Raw genomic sequence first — 18,723 nt, 5'->3', positions numbered from 1 at the left:
GCCTGTGTGCGCAGACACGGTACCCCCACGCGGGGCGGGTCACCCGAGGAGGACCACCTCCACCTCGGCGCCGGGCTCGACGGAGGTGTCCTGCTCCGGCACCACGATCAGGCAGTCGGCGTGTGCGAGGGCCGCGACCAGATGGGAGCCGGAACCGCCCACGGGGGTGACGGTGCCCGCGCCGGAGTCGTACCTCCCCCGGAGGAACTGACGGCGGCCCGCGGGCGAGCCGAGCGCCGCGCCCGCCCGCAGGAGGGCGCGCACCCGGGGGCGGTGCACGTCCTCCCTGCCCATGAGCGTCCTGATCGCGGGGCGCACGAACAGCTCGAAGGAGACGTACGACGAGACCGGATTCCCGGGCAGGGCCAGCAGCGGGGTGTGGTCCGGGCCGATCGTGCCGAAGCCCTGGGGTTTGCCGGGCTGCATGGCCAGCCTGCGGAAGTCGACCCCGCTGCCCGTCGGTCTGTCCTCCTCGCCGATGGAGTCCCCCTCCGGCTCCCCGGCGCTCGCGAGGGCCTCCTTCACCACGTCGTACGCCCCCACGCTGACCCCGCCGGTCGTCACCAGGAGATCGGCGCGGATCAGCTGGTCCTCGATGGTGGCGCGCAAAATCCCGGCGTCGTCCGTGACCGCGCCCACCCGGTAGGAGAGCGCTCCGGCGTCCCGCGCGGCGGCGGCGAGGGCGAAGCTGTTGGAGTCGTAGATCTGGCCCTCGCCGAGGGCCTCGCCCGGCTGGACCAGCTCGCTGCCGGTGGACAGGACGACCACGCGCGGACGGGGCCGCACCCGGACCGAGCCCCGGCCGATCGCGGCGAGCAGGCCGATCTGCGGCGGCCCGAGCACGGTGCCCCGCGGCAGCGCCAGGTCCCCGGCCTGGACGTCGCTGCCGCGCGGGCGCACATGGGCACCCGCCTCCGCGGGCCGGTGGACGCGGACCTCGCCGCTCGCGCCCCCGGGCTCCCGGCCCGCGGGGATCATCGCGGTGACCGCTCCCCCGCCGGTGCCGCCGTCGGTCCACTCGACCGGGACGACGGCCTCCGCCCCCGGCGGCAGCGGCGCGCCGGTCATGATCCGCGCGGCCTGACCGGGGCCGACGGTGAGCCCCCCCGCGCCCCCGGCGGCGATGTCCCCGACGACCGCGAGGGCCGCCGGGAACTCCTCCGTCGCACCCTGGACATCGGCGACGCGGACGGCGTACCCGTCCATGGAACTGTTGTCGAAGGGCGGCAGGGCCACCGGGACGGTGATGTCCTCGACGAGGACGCAGCCCTGGGCGTCCTGAAGCTGCAGCTCGATGGGGTCCAGCGGCCGGATGGCCGCGAGGATGTCCTCCAGGTGGTCGTCCACCGACCAGATCGTGCCGCTCACGGTCCTACATCTCCTCGTTCACATAGTGGCGGAGCCAGTCCCGGAACTCCGGTCCCAGGTCTTCACGTTCGCACGCGAGTCTGACAATCGCCCGCAGATAGGCTCCGCGGTCGCCGGTGTCGTAGCGCCGGCCCCGGAAGACGACACCGTGCACCGGTCCGCCGGTCCTCTCGTCCCCGGCGAGTTCCGCGAGGGCGTCGGTGAGCTGGATCTCGTCGCCGAGGCCCGGTCGGGTCTCACGGAGCACGGCGAAGACCGCGGGGTCCAGTACGTACCGTCCGATGACGGCGAGATTGCTCGGGGCCTCGGACGGGTCGGGCTTCTCGACCAGCCCCGTCACCCTGACGACGTCCGGTTCGCCGGTGGAGGCGACGGCCGCGCAGCCGTATCGGTGGATCTGCGAGGGGTCGACCTCCATGAGGGCGACCACGCTGCCGCCCTCGCGTTCCCGGATCCCGATCATGCGGGACAGGAGCGGATCGCGCGGATCGATCAGATCGTCGCCGAGGAGGACCGCGAAGGGCTGGTCGCCGACGTGCGGGGCGGCGCACAGCACCGCGTGGCCGAGCCCGCGCGGATCGCCCTGGCGCACATAGTGCATGGTGGCGAGGTCGCTCGGCTCCTGGACCTGCCCCAGGCGGCGGGCGTCTCCCTTGCGGGCCAGCGCCTCCTCCAGCTCGTAGTTGCGGTCGAAGTGGTCTTCCAGGGGACGTTTGTTGCGGCCCGTGATCATCAGGACGTCGGAGAGCCCGGCCGCGACCGCCTCCTCGACGACGTACTGGATCGCGGGCTTGTCGACGACGGGCAGCATCTCCTTGGGAGTGGCCTTGGTGGCGGGCAGGAATCGCGTCCCGAGGCCGGCGGCGGGAACGACCGCCTTGCTGATCCTGGAGTTCGGCTGAGTCACGCCCGGCACACTATCCGGTGCAATTGCGAGGTAGACGAGGTAGACGAGGAAGGAGAGGAAGATAAGAACTCCGTCCACTCAGCCGGTGTATGCACATATATGTGCACATACAAGAGAGGTACACAGACCGTCCATGAGCGATGAACTCCCCCCGGACAGCCCGTCAAAAGGGGCCCTGAGGAAAGAACTGCTCGCCGCCCGTGCCCGGCTGGCCCCCGAGGACGTCCGGGAGACCGCCGCGCTGCTCGCCGAAGCCGCCCTCGGCCTTCCCGAACTGACAGGGGCCGGCACCCTCGCCGCGTATGTCTCCGTGGGGCGCGAACCCGGTACGCGCGCGCTGCTGGACGCGCTGCACGAGCGGGGCGTACGTGTCCTGCTGCCGGTGCTCCGGGCCGACAACGATCTGGACTGGGGTGCCTACGAGGGTCCGGAGCGTCTCCTGCCCGCCGGGCGCGGGCTGCTGGAGCCGGACGGGCCCCGCCTCGGCGTGGGGGCCGTACTGGAGGCGGATGCGGTGCTGCTTCCCGGGCTGGCCGTGGACGCCCGGGGGATGCGGCTGGGGCGCGGCGGCGGCTCGTACGACCGGGTGCTCGCCCGGCTGTCGGCGGCCGGCGCCCGGCCCGCGCTGGTGGTGCTGTTGTACGCGGACGAGGTGGTCGCCCGCGTTCCGGAGGAACCCCATGACCACCCCGTCCACGCGGTCGTCACACCCGAGGGCGTCACCCGGTTCACGCCCTGGGTGCGGCGGTAGCGCGAGCCGGGGAGGGGGCGTGTCGCCGCCGTGACGGAGGGCGTACGCCATGGCGGGCGTACGTCGTGACCGTAGGCGTACGCCGAGTCCGCCCGCCGCCCCCGTCCGCCGGACCTGAACACGGGCCCTGGCCCCGAGGGCCTGACCCTGGCCCTGGCCCCGGGGGCCTGAACCACGGGGCGGAGGCATGAGCCTCGGCCCCGGGCCGGCCGCCACGCGCGCGGGCGCCCGCGCGCGTGCCTATCGCGGAGTGAGGGTGAGCGTGTCGACGGTGTTCGCCTCCACGGCCTCATTACTGAAGGACCATTCGAGCAGTTCGCCGTTGGCCCATTTGTCCGTCTGATCGGTGTAGTGCGCGCTGTACGCGTGCCCCGACGCCCCGGTGAGGTTGATCCAGCGGGAGCGGTCCCAGTCACCGACGTTGACGACCATCCGCATCGACGGCACCCAGACGACCTCATAGCCCGCCGCCGCGTTCCAGCCGGTGGCGTTGACCGTCGCCTCACCGCCGCCCAGATTCCACGGGCCGCGGTTGAGCAGGTACTTCAGAACGCCGGGCCCCTCGGTGCCGAGCGTCTGGTTCCGCAGCGTCAGCTGGTGGAGCCGTCCCCAGTTCCAGGTGGAGACGTCCTTGCCCAGCTCCGCCGTCAGCTCCCAGCGGGCGTCCTCCATGGCCCGCGCGAACAGCTGGTCACGCGTGGTCGTGGCCGCGTCCGTGCGGCTGGCCGGGGTCTGCCACCACGCGTTGTCCTCGTCCTCCAGAATGCCGCGTACGACCTCGAACCAGCGGTCGCCGCCGTCCGGCTGGGCCGAGTCCGCGTCCCGCGTACCGCACTCGATGACCGGCTTGCTGAGCTGGTCGTCGGGGGCCGTGCTGTCCGCCGGGCGGACACTGAGGCACTCGCCCTCGACCCGCAGCTCCTTCGGCAGCTTGTTGCCGAAGGAGAGCTTGAGGATGTTCCGCCAGACGCTGTTGAAGTAGGCGGCCGCCGCGGAGTCCGCCTCCTGGCTGTAGCTCCAGCCCTCCAGCAGCTTCTGCGCCTCGCGGACGTACGGATCCGAGACATCGATCTTCAGCAGGATGGGCGTCAGCAGCTTGGCGATCTCGCTGAAGTTGTCCGTCTGCATGGTGCGCATGTCCTCGGTGGAGATCTTTCCGCCGTCCTCGATCTTCTGCTCGATGAGATCGTTGATGCGCTGGCTGCGGGCCCCGTATCCGAAGTCCGAGGTCAGCAGGTACGGGTACTTCTCGTTGACGACCGCCTGGTTGGCGGTGACGATGTAGCCGCGCTTCGGGTTGTACTCGTACGGCATCTCCTCGAACGGGATGTCGTTCTTCCACCGGTACTTCGGGTCCCAGCCGGGAGCGGGGACCGAGCCGTCGCCCTTGGCGCGGACCGGGATCCGGCCGGGGGCCTGGTAGCCGATGTTGCCCTTGGTGTCGGCGTAGACCAGGTTCTGGGAAGGCACGTCGAAGCTCCGGGCCGCCTTGCGGAAGGACGCGAAGTCCTTGGCCCGGTTCAGCTCGAACACCGCGTCCATCGACTTGCCGGGAGTCAGCGCGGTCCACTGGAGGGTGACGCCGTAGCCGGTGGCACGGTCCGGGGCGGAGTTGGAGACCGGGGCCTGCCGGCCGACCTTCTCCAGTTCGGTGCTGCGGTCGGAGACCAGCGGGCCGTGGCCGGTCGAGCGCACGGTGATCGTCCTGTCGGTGCCGCCCGCGACCTTGATCAGTTCCTTGCGGGTCGTGAGCTCCCGGTCCTCGCCACCCAGTTCGTAGGTGTTGCCGGAGATCTTCTCCAGATAGAGGTCGGTGACATCCGCGCCCAGGTTGGTGAAGCCCCAGGCGATGTCCTGGTTGTGACCGATGATCACGCCCGGCATCCCGGCGAAGGTGTAGCCGGCGGTGTCGAAGGTGCAGTCGGCCGAGACCGTACGGCAGTGCAGGCCCATCTGGTACCAGAGTGAGGGCAGCTGGGGGGCGAGGTGCGGATCGTTGGCCAGCAGGGGCTTCTCGGTGGTCGTGTACTCGCCCGAGACGACCCAGGAGTTCGAGCCGAGGCCGCTGCCGTTCGGGCCGAGCAGGGCGGGGATGGAGTCGAGGGTCTCGGAGAGGGCGCCGAGCTGGGAGTTCAGACCGTCGGCGGCCTCGGAGGGGGTGGCTGCGCCGTCGGCGGTCCCGGTTCCCGAGCCGGTTCCCGAACCTGTCCCCGATCCGTTGTCACCGCTGCCGGAGCCGCTGCCCGAGCCGCTGCCCGAGCTGTCACCGTCGTTGCCGCCCGAGGAGGAGGGCTTGGCGTCCGGGTCGAACTCACCGGTCTCCCCGTCGACGGCGCCGCCCTCCACGATCGGCACGTGCCGGTCGTACGGGTACGGCGGATACAGCTCCTTGATCTGCTTCTCGGTCAGCCTGCTGGTCAGCAGCGAGCGGTCGATCTCCTCCTGCATATTGCCGCGCAGGTCCCACGCCATCGCCTTGAGCCAGGCCACCGAGTCCACCGGACTCCAGGGCTCCGGCTTGTAGTCGTTGGTGAAGGCGAGAGCCGCGTACTCGACGGAGAGCTCCTTGCCCTCCTTGCCCTCCAGATAGGCGTTCACCCCGTCCGAGTACGCCTGGAGGTACTTCTTCGTCTCGGGCGTCAGCTTCTTGTCGTACTCCTCCTGCGCGACCCGGCGCCAGCCGAGCGTACGGAGGAAGGCGTCCGTCTCGACCTGCCCGGAGCCGAAGATCTCGGAGAGCCTGCCCGCCGTCATATGACGGCGTACGTCCATCTCCCAGAAACGGTCCTGCGCCTGGACGAACCCCTGTGCCCTGAAGAGGTCTTCGTCGTTGTCCGCATAGATCTGCGGAATGCCGTAGTCGTCGCGCTTGACCTCGACCTCCCCGCGCAGCCCCTCGATCTCGATCGTCCCGGTGGTCTGCGGAAAGGAGGCGCGAACCGTACTGACGCCCCAGTACCCGCCGTACCCGACGCCCGCGAGGACCGCAAGCACCAGGACGATCACGAGCAGGCGGGCACGTCGCCCCTTCTTCTTCTTGGGGGAAGAGGCGGTTGTGTTGGAGGGCATCGCTGTCCTTCGAGGCGCAGTCTGGTCCTGGGGTGCTGGAGCAACCATAGGCGCAGCACCCCATCACCCCTGACGCGGTATCCGAAAGCATGCCCGCCGAACACCGTCGGCACGGCATTCGCAGAGCGAGCGCCTCGCCGGCCTTCGAGATGATCCCGGCGTCAAGAAAACGTTAAAGATTAGGTAAGGTAACGAAGTGTCGCCGCCCGGGTTCACGATCCGGCACGTAGAGGCGCCAGGGGAAGGATCGGCCACTGACTGTCCACGAGCTCAACGCACTCCTGCTCATCTGTTCGCTGGTGCTGCTGATCGCCGTCGCGGCGGTGCGCATCTCGTCCCGCAGCGGACTTCCCAGCCTGCTTCTGTATCTCGGTATCGGGATCGCCATAGGGCAGGACGGCATCTTCGACATCACGTTCAATGACGCTGAATTGACCCAAGTGATAGGTTATGCCGCACTTGTGGTGATTCTTGCCGAGGGTGGTCTGAGCACCAAATGGCAGGAGATCAAACCCGCGTTGCCCGCCGCGGTCGTGCTGTCGACCGTCGGTGTCGCGGTGAGCGTGGGCGTGACGGCCTCGGCGGCGCACTATCTGGTGGGTCTGGACTGGCGCCCGGCGCTCATCATCGGCGCGGTGGTGTCCTCGACGGACGCGGCCGCCGTCTTCTCCGTACTGCGCAGGGTGCCGCTGCCGTCCCGGGTGACCGGTGTGCTGGAAGCCGAGTCGGGCTTCAACGACGCCCCCGTGGTCATTCTCGTCGTGGCGTTCTCGGTGTCCGGTCCGGTCGACGACTGGTACGTTCTGGTCGCGAAAATAGCGCTGGAGCTGGCGATCGGCGCGAGCATCGGGCTGGCCGCGGGCTTCCTGGGCGCGTTCGGGCTGCGGCACGTCGCCCTGCCCGCCTCGGGTCTGTACCCCATCGCCGTGATGGCCATCGCAGTGGTGGCGTACGCGGCCGGTGCCATGGCGCACGGCAGCGGATTCCTCGCCGTCTATCTGGCCTCGATGGTCCTCGGGAACTCCAAGCTGCCGCACGCCCCCGCCAACCGGGGCTTCGCGGAGGGCCTCGGCTGGCTCGCCCAGATCGGTATGTTCGTGCTGCTCGGCCTGCTGGTGACCCCGCACGAGCTGGGTGACGACATCATTCCCGCCCTGGTCGTGGGTCTGATCCTCACGGTGGTGGCCCGCCCGCTGTCGGTGTTCCTCAGCCTGGTGCCGTTCAGGATTCCGGTACGGGAGCAGATCCTGCTCTCCTGGGCGGGGCTGCGCGGTGCCGTGCCCATCATTCTGGCCACCATTCCGATGGTGGGCGGGGTCGAGGGCAGCGCCCGGATCTTCAACATCGTGTTCGTGCTGGTCGTCGTCTACACACTGGTGCAGGGGCCGACCCTGCCCTGGCTGGCGAAGGCCCTGAAGCTCGGCCCGGGCGCCCCCTCCGACCTGGGCATCGAGTCGGCGCCCCTGGAGCGGCTGCGCGGCCATCTGCTGTCGTTCGCGATCCCGGAGGAGTCCCGGATGCACGGCGTGGAGGTCTCGGAGCTGCGGCTTCCGGCGGGGGCGGCGGTCACCCTGGTCGTACGGGAGGGGGAGAGCTTCGTGCCCCTTCCGACGACGGTGCTGCGGCGCGGTGACGAACTGCTGGTCGTCGCCACCGACCAGGTGCGGGACGCCGCCGAACGACGGCTGCTGGCCGTGGGGCAGGGCGGCAAGCTGGCGGGGTGGCTGGGGGCGGTCGGGCAGTAGGCGGCTGACGGTGGGCCGGGTCCCTCGGGCGGGGGCCTGGCCGGATCGTACGGGGTCCCGGGCGGGCGCGGTCGGCGGGCGGCGCGGTCGGCGCGTGCGGCCTTCGGAGCGGTGGGTCCTGGTCAGGTCGCACGGGGTGCCGTTGTCAGATCGGCCCGGGCGCCGGATCCGGGGTACGGAGAAGGCGTACGGCGGTGGGGGCGGCCGGACCGGTTGCCTTCAGTACTGAGGTGGCCGGTTTCCACCGGCTACCATGGGCTCAGACCTGATCGACCACCTCTGCCTGACGCAGAGCTGGCGCGACCGTATGGCGGCCGCGGAGTCCCTCCCAGCGGGCCCCGGTATCTACCGCAGTCCCGCACAAGAGGACAGCTCTCGGCCGCTTCCGCACATCAGGGGGAGCGCCACCAGGCGGCAGAAAGGCACGGACCGTGGATTCCGCGGTCACCGACTACCCCGACGGCCCCGGTTCCGGCCCCGGCCCAGGTTCCCGCCCCGGTCCCGGCGGTGAAGGAGCCGGACGCCGTCCGGGATACGGGCAGCTGCTGCGTACCCCCGGCGCCTGGACGTTCCTGCTCCCCGGCTTCGCCGGGCGCCAGCCGTTCGCGATGCTGACCATCGGCATCGTCCTGCTCGTCCAGGACACCACCGGCTCCTACGGCAGGGCCGGCGCGGTCGCCGCCGTCACCGGTGTCTCCATGGCGCTGTTCGCCCCCCAGGGCGGCAAACTCGCGGACCGCTTCGGCCAGCGCGCCGTACTGCTGCCGGGGGTGTTCCTGCACGCGGCCTCCGTATCGGCTCTGACGGCGCTCGCGCTGTCGGACGCCCCGCTGTGGGCCCTGTTCGCCGCCGCGGTGCCGACGGGAGCGTCCGTACCCCAGATCGGTCCCATGGTGCGGGCCCGGTGGGCGGCGAAGCTGGACGGATCGCCCCTGATGTCGACCGCGGCGGCCTTCGAGTCCGTCACGGACGAGCTGACCTTCGTCGTGGGACCGGTCCTCGCGACCGCGCTCTGCACCGGAGTGCACCCGGCCGCCGGACTGATCGCCGAGGCCGGACTCACCCTGGCCGGCGGACTGCTCTTCGCCGCCCAGCGCCGTACCCAGCCGGAGGTCGTACGGGCCACCGCCGCCGGCTCCGGCACCGGAACCCCCGTCTCCGCGCTCTCCGTGCCGGGCGTACGCGTCCTGGTGGTCGCCTTCCTCGGCATCGGCTCGGTCTTCGGCGGAATGCAGGTCTCCCTGACCGCCTTCAGCGAGGAGATCGGTCATCCGGGCGCCAACGGACTGCTGTACGGGGTGTTCGCGGCGGGCAATATGCTCGCCGGTGTCGTCTGCGGCGCGATCGCCTGGAAGAGCGGCCCCCGGCGTCGGTTGGTGATCGGTTACGCCGGGCTGACGCTGACGGCCTCCCTGCTGTGGTCGGCGCACTCACCCGCCCTGCTCGCCGTACTGGGCCTGCTGACGGGACTGTGTATCGCACCCCCTCTGATCAGCGGATACACCCTGGTCGAGGCCCTGGTGCCGGTCTCGGCCCGTACGGAGTCCTTCACCTGGCTGACGGGCGCGGTGGCCCTCGGGCAGGCGGCCGCCGTCACAGCCGCGGGTCAGCTCGCGGACACCTACAGTGCCCGGGCCGGCTTCCTGGTACCCCTGGTGGGGACCGCGTTGGCCATGATCACTCTGGTGGCGCTGCGGTCACGTCTCACACCGCGGGCGCCCGGGCGCGCCACGGCCCGTGGGGCGAGTGGGATGGATCACCGCCCGCGGGTGACGGTGGACTGATCCGCAGGAATACGTCACTATGGACCGTCGTTAGCACTCATTGAGTGAGAGTGCCAGGAGGAAGAGCCAGTGCCGACCTACCAGTACCAGTGCACCGAATGCGGCGAGGGCCTTGAGGCGGTGCAGAAGTTCACCGACGATGCCCTGACCGTGTGCCCCAAGTGCGAGGGACGCCTCAAGAAGGTGTTCTCAGCAGTCGGCATCGTCTTCAAGGGCTCGGGCTTCTACCGCAACGACAGCCGGGGCTCCTCGTCGAGCAGCTCGCCCGCGACCGCCGGAGCGAAGTCCTCCGAGAAGGCTTCGGAGACGTCGTCGGAGAAGTCCTCCGGGTCGTCGTCCGACGCGAAGGCTTCATCTTCGTCCTCCTCCTCGTCTTCGTCGTCTGCTCCGGCCTCCTCCGCTTCGTCGTCGACGGCCGGCTCCAGCAGCAGCTCGGCCGCCTGACGCTCTCCGAGGTTCGTCGAGTCACCGCACTTCATGTGTCCAGGACCCCGCCGTGGTGAACGGCGGGGTCCCTGGCGTGTACGGGCGTGCGCGCGGGTGCTTCTCGCCGGAGGCGGAGAGGTGCCGAGGGCGTCGGCGTACGTCCCGAGGAGGCCGTGGTCGGTGCCGTACGGCGGTCCGGCGGCGTTTTCCGGCGGCGTTCAGGCGGCGTTCTCCGCGAGGGCGCGCGTGGATAGTGTGACCGCCATGGCGAACACAAGCGCTGACATCGGTGTGATCGGCGGCTCGGGTCTCTACTCCTTTCTGGACGACGTGACCGAGATCCCGGTGGACACTCCCTACGGCAGCCCGAGCGACTCCCTCTTCCTCGGTGAGGTGGCCGGCCGGAAGGTCGCCTTCCTCCCCCGGCACGGACGCGACCACCGCGTCCCACCGCACCGCATCAACTACCGCGCCAACCTCTGGGCGCTGCGCTCCGTCGGCGTACGGCAGGTCCTGGCGCCGTGCGCGGTGGGCGGGCTGCGTCCCGAGTACGGCCCGGGGACGCTGGTCGTCCCCGATCAGCTCGTCGACCGTACAAAGGCCAGGGAGGACACCTACTTCGACGGTGCCACCCGTGCGGACGGGGTCGTTCCGAACGTCGTGCACACCTCCCTCGCCGATCCCTACTGCCCCGCGGGGCGTGCCGTCGCGCTGAAGGCCGCTCGCGGACGGGCGTGGGAGCCGGTGGACGGCGGAACGCTCGTCGTCATAGAGGGGCCGCGCTTCTCCACCCGGGCCGAGTCCCGGTGGTTCGCGTCGGCCGGCTGGGCGATCGTGGGCATGACCGGGCATCCGGAGGCCGTGCTCGCCCGTGAACTGGAGCTGTGTTACACGTCGTTGGCCCTGGTGACCGATCTCGACGCGGGCGCGGAGACCGGCGACGGCGTCTCGCACCAGGAGGTCATGCGCGTCTTCGGCGAGAAGGTGGAGCACTTGCGGGGGGTGCTCTTCGACGCGGTGGGGGCGCTGCCCGCGAACGGGGACCGGGACTGCCTCTGCGCCAACGCGCACGACGGAGCCGCGCTCGGGTTCGAGCTGCCGTGAGGTGAGGTGGGGCGGCCAATGGGGGCGGTGGGTTCCCGGGGGCGGGAGGGGTGTGGGTTCTCGGGAGAGAGTGGGGGCGGGGCGGGGGCGGGGGTGGGGGCGGGGCGGGGGCGGGGCGGGGCGGAAGGCTTCGTTCGGGTGAGGACGTTTTCCCCAGCGGGGCGGGCGTCCACAGGCTTCAGCGGGAACGCGGTGATCGGTGGATCGTGAGGAGCGAGCGGTCGGTGATGACCGTGTCGGCTCCTCTACACCTGGTGGTGCGTGACCATGACTCTTCCGCCCCTTCCCTCCGTACCCTCCCTTCCCTCGTCTTCCGGCCACTGCCCGACGTCCCACCCGCCCCGCGTGCACTCGGCCTCGGCCACGACCCCGGGTGGCGCCTCCGGCCCCGCCGTGTCCGCCGACGGCTCCGGGGGCTCTGGGGGCGGCTCGTCCGGGGCGTCGTGCGCGGGCTCCTCGTACGGTTCGGGCGGCGGTTCGGGCGGCTCATACGGGGTCGCGTGTGCAGGCGCCTCACACAACTCGGGCGGCGGTTTTTCCGGAGGCTCCTCCGAGGGCTCGTCCGGAGGCTCATCGAGGAACTCATCCGGGCGCTCATCCGGGGGCTCGCTTCTTCCGGTCGCCCCGGTGCCCGACCTTCGGGGTGTGCCGCCGTTCGATCCCCTGCGGGTGAGTGGCGGGGCACGTCGACTGCGGCGGGCGTTGCGGCGGCGAAGGCGAGCGGTGGCCGCCGGGCTCGCGCTCACGGCGGCGGCCATGGCCGCGGCTGGTGCGCGTGGTGCGCACGGTCCGGACAGCGCCCCCGCGGTCGCGGCTCCTCAGGGCGCGCCCCGTTCCGCCGCCGAGTCGCGCCCCGCCGCCGGGTCCCGCCCCGCCGAGACATCCCGGCCTGTCGACGGCTCCGGCTCAGTCGTCAGCTCCCGGCCCGGCACACAATGGGTGTCCGCGCCCGTGCGGATCGCGGACGCGGCGACCGTGCGGCTGCTGCGGCCGGGGGACCGGGTGGATGTGATCGCGATGCCGGACTCCCCCTCCGGCCCGGAAGCAAGGACGGACGCGGGGGCGGAGCCGGAGGCGAGGGTGGTCGCCCAGGGTGTCCGGGTGATCGAAGTGCCCCGCTTCCGCGATCCCACCGATACGACGGGCGCGCTGGTGGTGCTGTCCGTGCCCCGTTCCACCGCGACCGCGCTCGCCGGAGCGGGCGCTTCGTCCAGTCTGGCGGTGACCCTGTGCTGAGCCCACGGACATCGCCGGATCGCACGAACGTACCGGATGGTCATCAGTTCGCGGGTACGGAGTGGACAGCCCGACACCGCTGTGACGTAGGTTGCGGAAGGTTTGACCCCGCGTCCTGTACATGCAAAGAAAGGCTCAGTGGTGACGGAGAAGAAAGTCAGCCTCCTGGAGGGCTTCAAGGCCTTCCTGATGCGCGGCAATGTGATCGACCTCGCGGTCGCCGTCGTCATCGGAGCAGCGTTCACCCAGATTGTGAACTCGGTGGTGAAGGGCGTCATCAACCCCCTGGTGGGCGCGTTCGGCACCAAGAACCTCGACTCGTACAGCTCCTGCATCAAGGGCACCTGCGAGGTCGTCAACGGCGAGGTCCAGGGCATCAGGATTCTCTGGGGTTCGGTCCTCGGCGCCACGCTCAGCTTTCTGATCACCGCGGCCGTCGTCTACTTCCTGATGGTGCTGCCGATGGCCAAGTACCTGGCGCGCAAGGCGGACCGGGACGCGGCCAAGGAAGGTACGAAGGAGGTCGTCGAGCTGTCGGAGCTGGAGGTCCTGAAGGAGATCCGAGACACCCTCGTCGCCCAGTCCGCCCGGGGCACGGGTCCGGGATCAGGGCAGGGTCCGACGGGCTCGGGCCCGGGGACCGGCACCGTCTGACGGAGTTGTGTCCGGGGCTCCGTATCGCGCGAGCCCCGGCCTCGAGGGCCCGGGCCGTGCGAAGGGCTCAGATGTGGTGGGGCGGCTTCTCGTCGAGGAATCGCGCCAGGTCGTCCGCGCTGTCACCGCTCCCCGGAGCCCGCTCACCCCACCCGCGGTCCGTATCGTCCGAGGACTGCTGCTCCAGCGGATCGTCGAAGTCGATGCCCGGCTTCGGTGTCTGCTGCCGGGAACGCTTCGCATCACGCGGTCCAGGGGCGGGGGCGGTGCTCATACCTCCAGGGTACGGCGGCACGCGGGCCCGAAGCGGCCCACGTCCCCCCGCGGCCGGCGCCGGTCCGCGGCCCGGCGCCTCCGCCGCGCCCCGGCCCGCCCGGGAAAGCACCGCCCCACCGAAAAGCGACGGTTCCGGGCCCTGCCCGCCTCCCCGCCGCCCCGAGGCCGACTGCCCACCGGCCCGCCTCCCGCCACCCCGCCGCTCCGGCCGCCGGCGAGCCCGGTGGCCGGAGCTCCACGCGGACACAGCAGATCCACACGCCCCGTTTAACCGCCCGCCCATACGATGCGCGGAAACCGGATCGGCGAACGCCCGGCGAACAGCCGTGCGGACGATGCGCGTGATACGCAGAAGGCATGAGGAACACAAGGGACATGGCGACGAGGAACGACGCCCTGACGGATGTGGCCGGGCTGCGCGTGGGCCACGCGCGTGTGGCGGGTGACCGCGCGCTCAGCGGCACCACCGTCGTCCTCGCGCCGGAGGGCGGTGCGGTCGCCGCCGTGGATGTACGGGGAGGTGGTCCCGGCACCCGGGAGACCGACGCGCTCGATCCCCGCAACCTGGTGCAGCGGATCGAGGCGGTCGTCCTGACGGGCGGCAGCGCGTTCGGGCTCGACGCGGCGGGCGGGGTGATGGCGTGGCTGGAGGAGCAAGGGCGCGGAGTCCCCGTGGCGCCCGGCCATGTGGTGCCTGTGGTGCCCGCGGCCTGTGTCTTCGACCTCGGGCGGGGCGGCGACTGGGCGGCCCGCCCCGACGCCTCGACCGGACGGGCGGCCGTGGAGGCCGCGGCCGGCACCGAACCGGGTGCTCCGGTCGAGTCCGGTGATGTCGGCGCGGGAACGGGCGCCGTCGCCGGCGGCCTCAAGGGCGGTATCGGCACGGCGAGCACGGTGCTGGAGGGCGTGGGCGCCGACGGCGCGGACGTCACCGTCGCCGCCCTGGTCGTGGCGAACGCGGCGGGTTCGGTGCTCGATCCGGAGACGGGGGTGCTGTACGGGCTGCACTTCGGCGCGGGAGACACGCCCGGCCCTCCGGAGTACCCCGCTCCGGCCGTCCACGCGGCGGCGCGGCTGCGGCTGGAGGAGGCGCGCGCGGCGAGCGGGCCGCCCCCGCTCAACACCACCCTCGCCGTGGTGGCGACGGACGCCGATCTCACCCGGGCGCAGGCGCACAAGCTCGCAGGGACGGCGCACGACGGCATCGCGCGCGCCGTGCGCCCGGTCCACCTCATGAATGACGGAGACACCGTTTTCACGCTCGCCACGGGCGCCGTGCCGATGGACCCCGTAAACCCGCTCACTTTCAACAATGTGCTGGCAGCGGGCGCCGACGTGGTGACACGGGCGATCGTGCGAGCGGTTCTGACGGCCCGGGGGGTGAAGGGACCGGGTGGGGATTTTCCCTCGTATCGTGAGCTGTACGACATCAACTGACATACAAGACATGCCCATTGAGGGGTCCGGGGAACTTCACAAAGAGTTCCTACGTTTTTCGGAACGATGGACGCACTGTCAGAACCAGGGGCTACTTTTAGCAATCACCGAGTTACTTGTGGCAACGGCCTGGAGACCCACCTTGAACGATCCGTATGAGACAACCGAGACGCACCTCGAGCGACTCCTGGGTCGGGCGCTCAACTCCTTCGATCTGCCGGACACCACCGTCGAGAGACTCGACTCGGCGCTGGCACACGCGAGTTCGCTGCACTCCTCACACCACAGCGCGGCCTTCGACCGTGCCACCTACCGGCACGCGTATCTGCTCGCCGACGGCAGTTCCGTCGTCCTGTGGGAACTGGTGCACAGCACTGGCCCCGCCGGAGTGGAACAGCACGAGGTGTACGCGGACGAGTCCGAGGTGCGTCTCGCCGCCTCCCGACTGCCCGCCGGATTCCCCGGGTTCGCCGACGCGGGCGGTGCCCTGTCCTCGACGTACCAGGCGTACCCGCCGCACCGGACGGGTGACGGCGGACGGGACGGTCTCAGCCCCGCCGATCTGGAGGCCGATCTCGACTCCGACTTCGAGCTCCTCGCCAGTCTGATGGCGGCGCCCCCGGCCCCGCTCCCCCGGATGTATGTGCCGGACAACTCCGCCGACCACGCCCGCCGTGTCCTGCGGCGCGCGGAGAACGAGAACCGGCCCGGCGAGAAGACCGCCCTGCTCCTCCAGGGCGCCTTCGCGCACCACATCACCCAGGTCTTCGGACGCCAGTGCCGGGTGGCGGGCAAGGACGCGGGTTTCACGATGTACGAGCACGCGTTCCTGCTGCTCGACGGGACCGAGATCAGCCTCTGGGAGGTCGAGCACACCGCGACGCCGGACGGACGCCATATGTGTGAGGTCTATCCGACGGATCACGCGGCGCGGGAAGCGATGGAGCTCCGGGCGCGGGTCCGCTGACCAGCCGTTCGGCTCCGGCCGCGCCGGCGCCCGTAGCCGTGCCCTACAACACGTGAGGCCCCGGGACGGAATCCCGGGGCCTCACGTTCGATGCTCACGTTCTGTGTGGGGCAGCTCCCTCGCGGGCCACGCAGGGGGCAGCGCGCCGGATATCGGCGCCCCGCGTCAGGGGGTCAGCGCGAGTTCCTTGTCCGGAGCGGACGCGGACGGGTCCTCCGGGGCCGGTGCGCCCTCCAGATGCTGCTTCGGACGGGCCGGCAGCGCGAACATCACCAGGAAGATCACGGCCAGAATGGCCACGACCCACCACAGGGAGTTCTCGAAGGCGTCCGCGAATGCCTTCCCCATCCCACTCGGCGCGAGCCGCTCCTCGTCGATCGAGCCGAAGAAGATCACCGAAACGAGCGCCAGTCCCAGAGCCGTACCCACCTGCTGGACCGTGCTGATCAGCCCGGACGCCGATCCCGCGTGCTCGCGGGGCACATCCGACAGGATCGCGTCCGTGAGCGGCGCGACGATCAGTCCCATGCCGACGCCCATCAGCAGCAGCGGTGCCGCCATCTGCCAGGGGTGGATCCCGGTGCCGTACCGGTCGGCCTCCCAGATGTAGAGGAGCAGCCCCGCGATCATCGTCAGCGCGCCCGCCTGAAGGACCTTGCGCCCGAAGACCGGGACCAGCTTCTGCACGGAGACACCGGCCGCCACCGACACCGCCAGCGAGAACGGAACTCCCGTCAGACCGGCGCGCAGCGGACTCCAGCCGAGGCCGATCTGCATGTACAGCGTCCAGACCAGGAAGAACACCCCGAGCGCGAGGCCGAAGATCACCTGGACGGCGATACCGGCGGCGAAGGACTTCAGCCGGAACAGGGAGAGTTCCACGAGCGGTGAGTTGTCCTTGCGCGTCTTGTGCCTCTCGTACGCCACGAACGCGGCGAGCACGAACGGGCTGGCCGCCATGCACAGATGACCCCACAGCGGCCAGCCCAGCTCACGGCCGCGTGTCAGCGGGTAGATCAGCATCAGCAGCGCGGTGGTGACCAGGACGACACCGACCAGGTCGAGCTTGAGCGCCTGGGGCGCGCGGGACTCGCTGATGAACTTCCGGCCCAGGATCAGACCGGCGATACCGACCGGGAGGTTGATCAGGAAGATCGGCCGCCATTCGAGGCCGAAGAGGTTCCACTGCGTCAGCAGCGCGCCGATCAGCGGCCCGGACACCGCGCCGAGGCCGACGACCGCACCGAACAGGCCGAAGACCTTGCCCCGTTCATGCGCCGGGAAGGTGGCGTGCACGATCGACAGCACCTGGGGCACCATCAGCGCGGCGGTCGCACCCTGCAGCAGCCGGGAGGCGACCAGCATCTCCGGGTTCGCGGCGAATCCGCAGAGCGCGGAGGCGACGGTGAAACCGGTGATGCCGATGAGGAACAGCCGCTTGCGGCCGTAGATGTCCCCGAGCCGCCCGCCCGTGATCAGTCCGGCGGCGAAGGCGAGGGCGTATCCGGCGGTGATCCACTGGATCGAGCCGAAGGAAGCGTCCAGGGTGCGCTCGATGCTGGGGATCGCGATGTTGACGATGGTGACGTCGACCAGGTCCATGAAAGCGGCGGTCATCACGACGGCGAGGGCGATCCAGCGCCGGCGGTCCGCGGCGGCGTCCGAGGCCACGGCCGAGGACTGCCCCGCCCCGGCGTGCGCCTTCAACTCGGCTCCGGCCGGGGGCGTTTCCCGCTCTGACGTCGGGCTGGATGTGGGTGACACAGGTGGCTGTGAACTCATGCTCAGCACGTTAGAGGTGATATAGGCCAGCCTATGTCCTAGTTCCCGGGCATCCTGAGATGTATGACGGACACCCCTGCACGACTACTCAATCTTCTGTCTCTGCTCCAGACCCCGCGCGAGTGGCCGGGCAGCGAGCTCGCCGAACGCCTGGAGGTGAGCCCGCGGACGATCCGGCGGGACATCGACCGCCTGCGCGAGCTCGGCTATCCCGTGGAGGCGACCAAGGGCGCGGTGGGCGGGTACCGCCTGGTCGCCGGTACCGCGATGCCACCACTCCTGCTCGACGACGAGGAGGCCGTCGCCATCGCCGTCGGCCTGCGCGCCGGGGCGGGCCATGCGATCGAGGGCATCGAGGAGGCGTCAGTACGGGCGCTGGCCAAGCTGGAGCAGGTCCTTCCGTCCCGGCTGCGGCACCGGGTGACGGCCCTTCAGTCGGCGACGGTCCCCCTGACCCAGGGCGACGGAGCCACCATCGATCCCCGGACGCTCACGGTGATCGCGAGCGCGGCCACCGGGCGCGAACGGCTCCGGTTCGGCTACCGCGCGGGTGACGGTACGGAGAGCAGACGGCTGGTCGAGCCCTACCGGCTGGTGTCGACCGGGCAGCGGTGGTACCTCGTGGCGTACGACCTGGGGCGGGAGGACTGGCGTACGTTCCGGGTGGACCGGGTGTCCGAGCCGTTCGCCACGGGGGCGAGGTTCACGGCGAGGGAGCTGCCGACGAAGAGCGGCGGGGAGCTGCTGGGCGCCTCGCGGGCGGGGCGGCCGGAGCACGAGGTGGATGTGACGTTCGAAGCGCCCGTGGGCTTTGTGGCGGCGAGGCTTCCCTCCCACCTCGGCGCACCCGTGGCGACAGGCGAACTGACGAGCCGTCTGAGCACCCGCTCCCACGATTCGGTGGAGTGGCTGGCACTCCGTCTCGCCCTCGTGGACTGCGAGTTCACCGTGCACGGCCCCGAGGCCCTGGTCGTGTATATGACCAACCTCGGCAGCCGCCTGGAACGCGCCACGAGCCGCGCCCGTCACGGCTGACCGGACCGGGCGAGCCCCGCGCACGGGTGGCCCGGGCGGGCGGGCACGCTGGGGGCAGCGCGCGCGCCGACCTGCCGTGACCCGCAGAGGCCCGGCGGGCCCGCTCACAGGGGCCTCAGCCAGGCGCCGACCGCCGTAACGGAACGGACCCGGCTGCCGCGGGCGGCCACGCCGGGGGGGCG

At 70.9% G+C, this 18,723-nt stretch carries 15 protein-coding genes; 10 read left to right on the top strand and 5 right to left on the bottom strand.

All coding sequences use genetic code 11. The annotated features are described in order from the left end of the window. Positions 1–39: 39 nt before the first annotated feature. Positions 40–1,368, bottom strand: coding sequence for a gephyrin-like molybdotransferase Glp (gene glp / locus ACIBCM_RS15275; RefSeq protein ID WP_399243205.1), 1,329 nt, complete (start codon positions 1,366–1,368; stop codon positions 40–42). 4 nt (positions 1,369–1,372) lie between these two features. Then, the gene (gene galU, locus ACIBCM_RS15270; protein WP_399243339.1) at positions 1,373–2,275 is read right to left on the bottom strand and encodes a UTP--glucose-1-phosphate uridylyltransferase GalU; all 903 of its coding nucleotides are present in this window, start codon (positions 2,273–2,275) and stop codon (positions 1,373–1,375) included. Between the two features lie 133 nt (positions 2,276–2,408). Between galU and ACIBCM_RS15265 the strand changes: the two genes are divergently transcribed. After that, positions 2,409–3,026, top strand: a complete 618-nt coding sequence (locus tag ACIBCM_RS15265) for a 5-formyltetrahydrofolate cyclo-ligase (protein WP_399243203.1) — start codon at positions 2,409–2,411, stop codon at positions 3,024–3,026. A gap of 240 nt (positions 3,027–3,266) precedes the next feature. Here ACIBCM_RS15265 and ACIBCM_RS15260 read toward each other — a convergent pair whose 3' ends face one another. Beyond that, positions 3,267–6,095: a penicillin acylase family protein gene (locus tag ACIBCM_RS15260; RefSeq protein WP_399243201.1), complete on the bottom strand. Its 2,829-nt coding sequence runs from the start codon at positions 6,093–6,095 to the stop codon at positions 3,267–3,269. A gap of 296 nt (positions 6,096–6,391) precedes the next feature. Between ACIBCM_RS15260 and ACIBCM_RS15255 the strand changes: the two genes are divergently transcribed. From ACIBCM_RS15255 to mscL, 6 genes are all read left to right on the top strand, one after another. Then, a complete protein-coding gene (locus ACIBCM_RS15255; RefSeq protein ID WP_399243337.1) occupies positions 6,392–7,840 on the top strand; it encodes a potassium/proton antiporter in 1,449 nt (482 codons plus the stop codon). A gap of 542 nt (positions 7,841–8,382) precedes the next feature. Further along, entirely contained in the window at positions 8,383–9,624 is a 1,242-nt protein-coding gene (locus ACIBCM_RS15250; protein ID WP_399243335.1) for an MFS transporter, read from the top strand. A gap of 69 nt (positions 9,625–9,693) precedes the next feature. After that, on the top strand, positions 9,694–10,068 hold the full coding sequence (locus ACIBCM_RS15245) for an FmdB family zinc ribbon protein (RefSeq protein ID WP_399243199.1): 375 nt from the start codon (positions 9,694–9,696) through the stop codon (positions 10,066–10,068). Positions 10,069–10,314: 246 nt separating this feature from the next. Beyond that, on the top strand, positions 10,315–11,154 hold the full coding sequence (locus tag ACIBCM_RS15240; RefSeq protein ID WP_399243197.1) for an S-methyl-5'-thioadenosine phosphorylase: 840 nt from the start codon (positions 10,315–10,317) through the stop codon (positions 11,152–11,154). A gap of 723 nt (positions 11,155–11,877) precedes the next feature. Continuing rightward, positions 11,878–12,390, top strand: a complete 513-nt coding sequence (locus tag ACIBCM_RS15235) for an RcpC/CpaB family pilus assembly protein (RefSeq protein ID WP_399243195.1) — start codon at positions 11,878–11,880, stop codon at positions 12,388–12,390. A 141-nt stretch (positions 12,391–12,531) separates the two neighbouring features. Continuing rightward, positions 12,532–13,044 (top strand): large conductance mechanosensitive channel protein MscL, encoded by a 513-nt coding sequence (gene mscL / locus ACIBCM_RS15230; protein ID WP_399243193.1) that lies wholly within the window; start codon positions 12,532–12,534, stop codon positions 13,042–13,044. Positions 13,045–13,111: 67 nt separating this feature from the next. Here the strand turns inward: mscL and ACIBCM_RS15225 are convergent, their stop codons facing one another. Then, positions 13,112–13,318, bottom strand: a complete 207-nt coding sequence (locus ACIBCM_RS15225; protein WP_399243191.1) for a hypothetical protein — start codon at positions 13,316–13,318, stop codon at positions 13,112–13,114. 359 nt (positions 13,319–13,677) lie between these two features. On the opposite strand from ACIBCM_RS15225, the gene ACIBCM_RS15220 reads away from it, so the two are divergent. Both ACIBCM_RS15220 and ACIBCM_RS15215 read left to right on the top strand, forming a co-directional pair. Continuing rightward, complete coding sequence (locus ACIBCM_RS15220; RefSeq protein WP_399243189.1) at positions 13,678–14,757, top strand: P1 family peptidase; 1,080 nt, start codon at positions 13,678–13,680, stop codon at positions 14,755–14,757. Positions 14,758–14,899: 142 nt separating this feature from the next. After that, the gene (locus tag ACIBCM_RS15215; RefSeq protein WP_399243187.1) at positions 14,900–15,724 is read left to right on the top strand and encodes a DUF6227 family protein; all 825 of its coding nucleotides are present in this window, start codon (positions 14,900–14,902) and stop codon (positions 15,722–15,724) included. A 165-nt stretch (positions 15,725–15,889) separates the two neighbouring features. On the opposite strand, the gene ACIBCM_RS15210 is transcribed toward ACIBCM_RS15215, so the two are convergent. Further along, entirely contained in the window at positions 15,890–17,506 is a 1,617-nt protein-coding gene (locus ACIBCM_RS15210; RefSeq protein ID WP_399243185.1) for an MFS transporter, read from the bottom strand. Between the two features lie 63 nt (positions 17,507–17,569). On the opposite strand from ACIBCM_RS15210, the gene ACIBCM_RS15205 reads away from it, so the two are divergent. After that, positions 17,570–18,541, top strand: a complete 972-nt coding sequence (locus ACIBCM_RS15205) for a helix-turn-helix transcriptional regulator (protein WP_399243183.1) — start codon at positions 17,570–17,572, stop codon at positions 18,539–18,541. Positions 18,542–18,723 lie beyond the last annotated feature (182 nt).

The sequence above is a fragment of the Streptomyces sp. NPDC051018 genome (genome assembly GCF_044456085.1).
Lineage (GTDB): Bacteria > Actinomycetota > Actinomycetes > Streptomycetales > Streptomycetaceae > Streptomyces.
The sequence above is the reverse complement of the archived record's forward strand: the minus strand, read 5'-3'. Positions and strand labels throughout refer to the sequence as shown.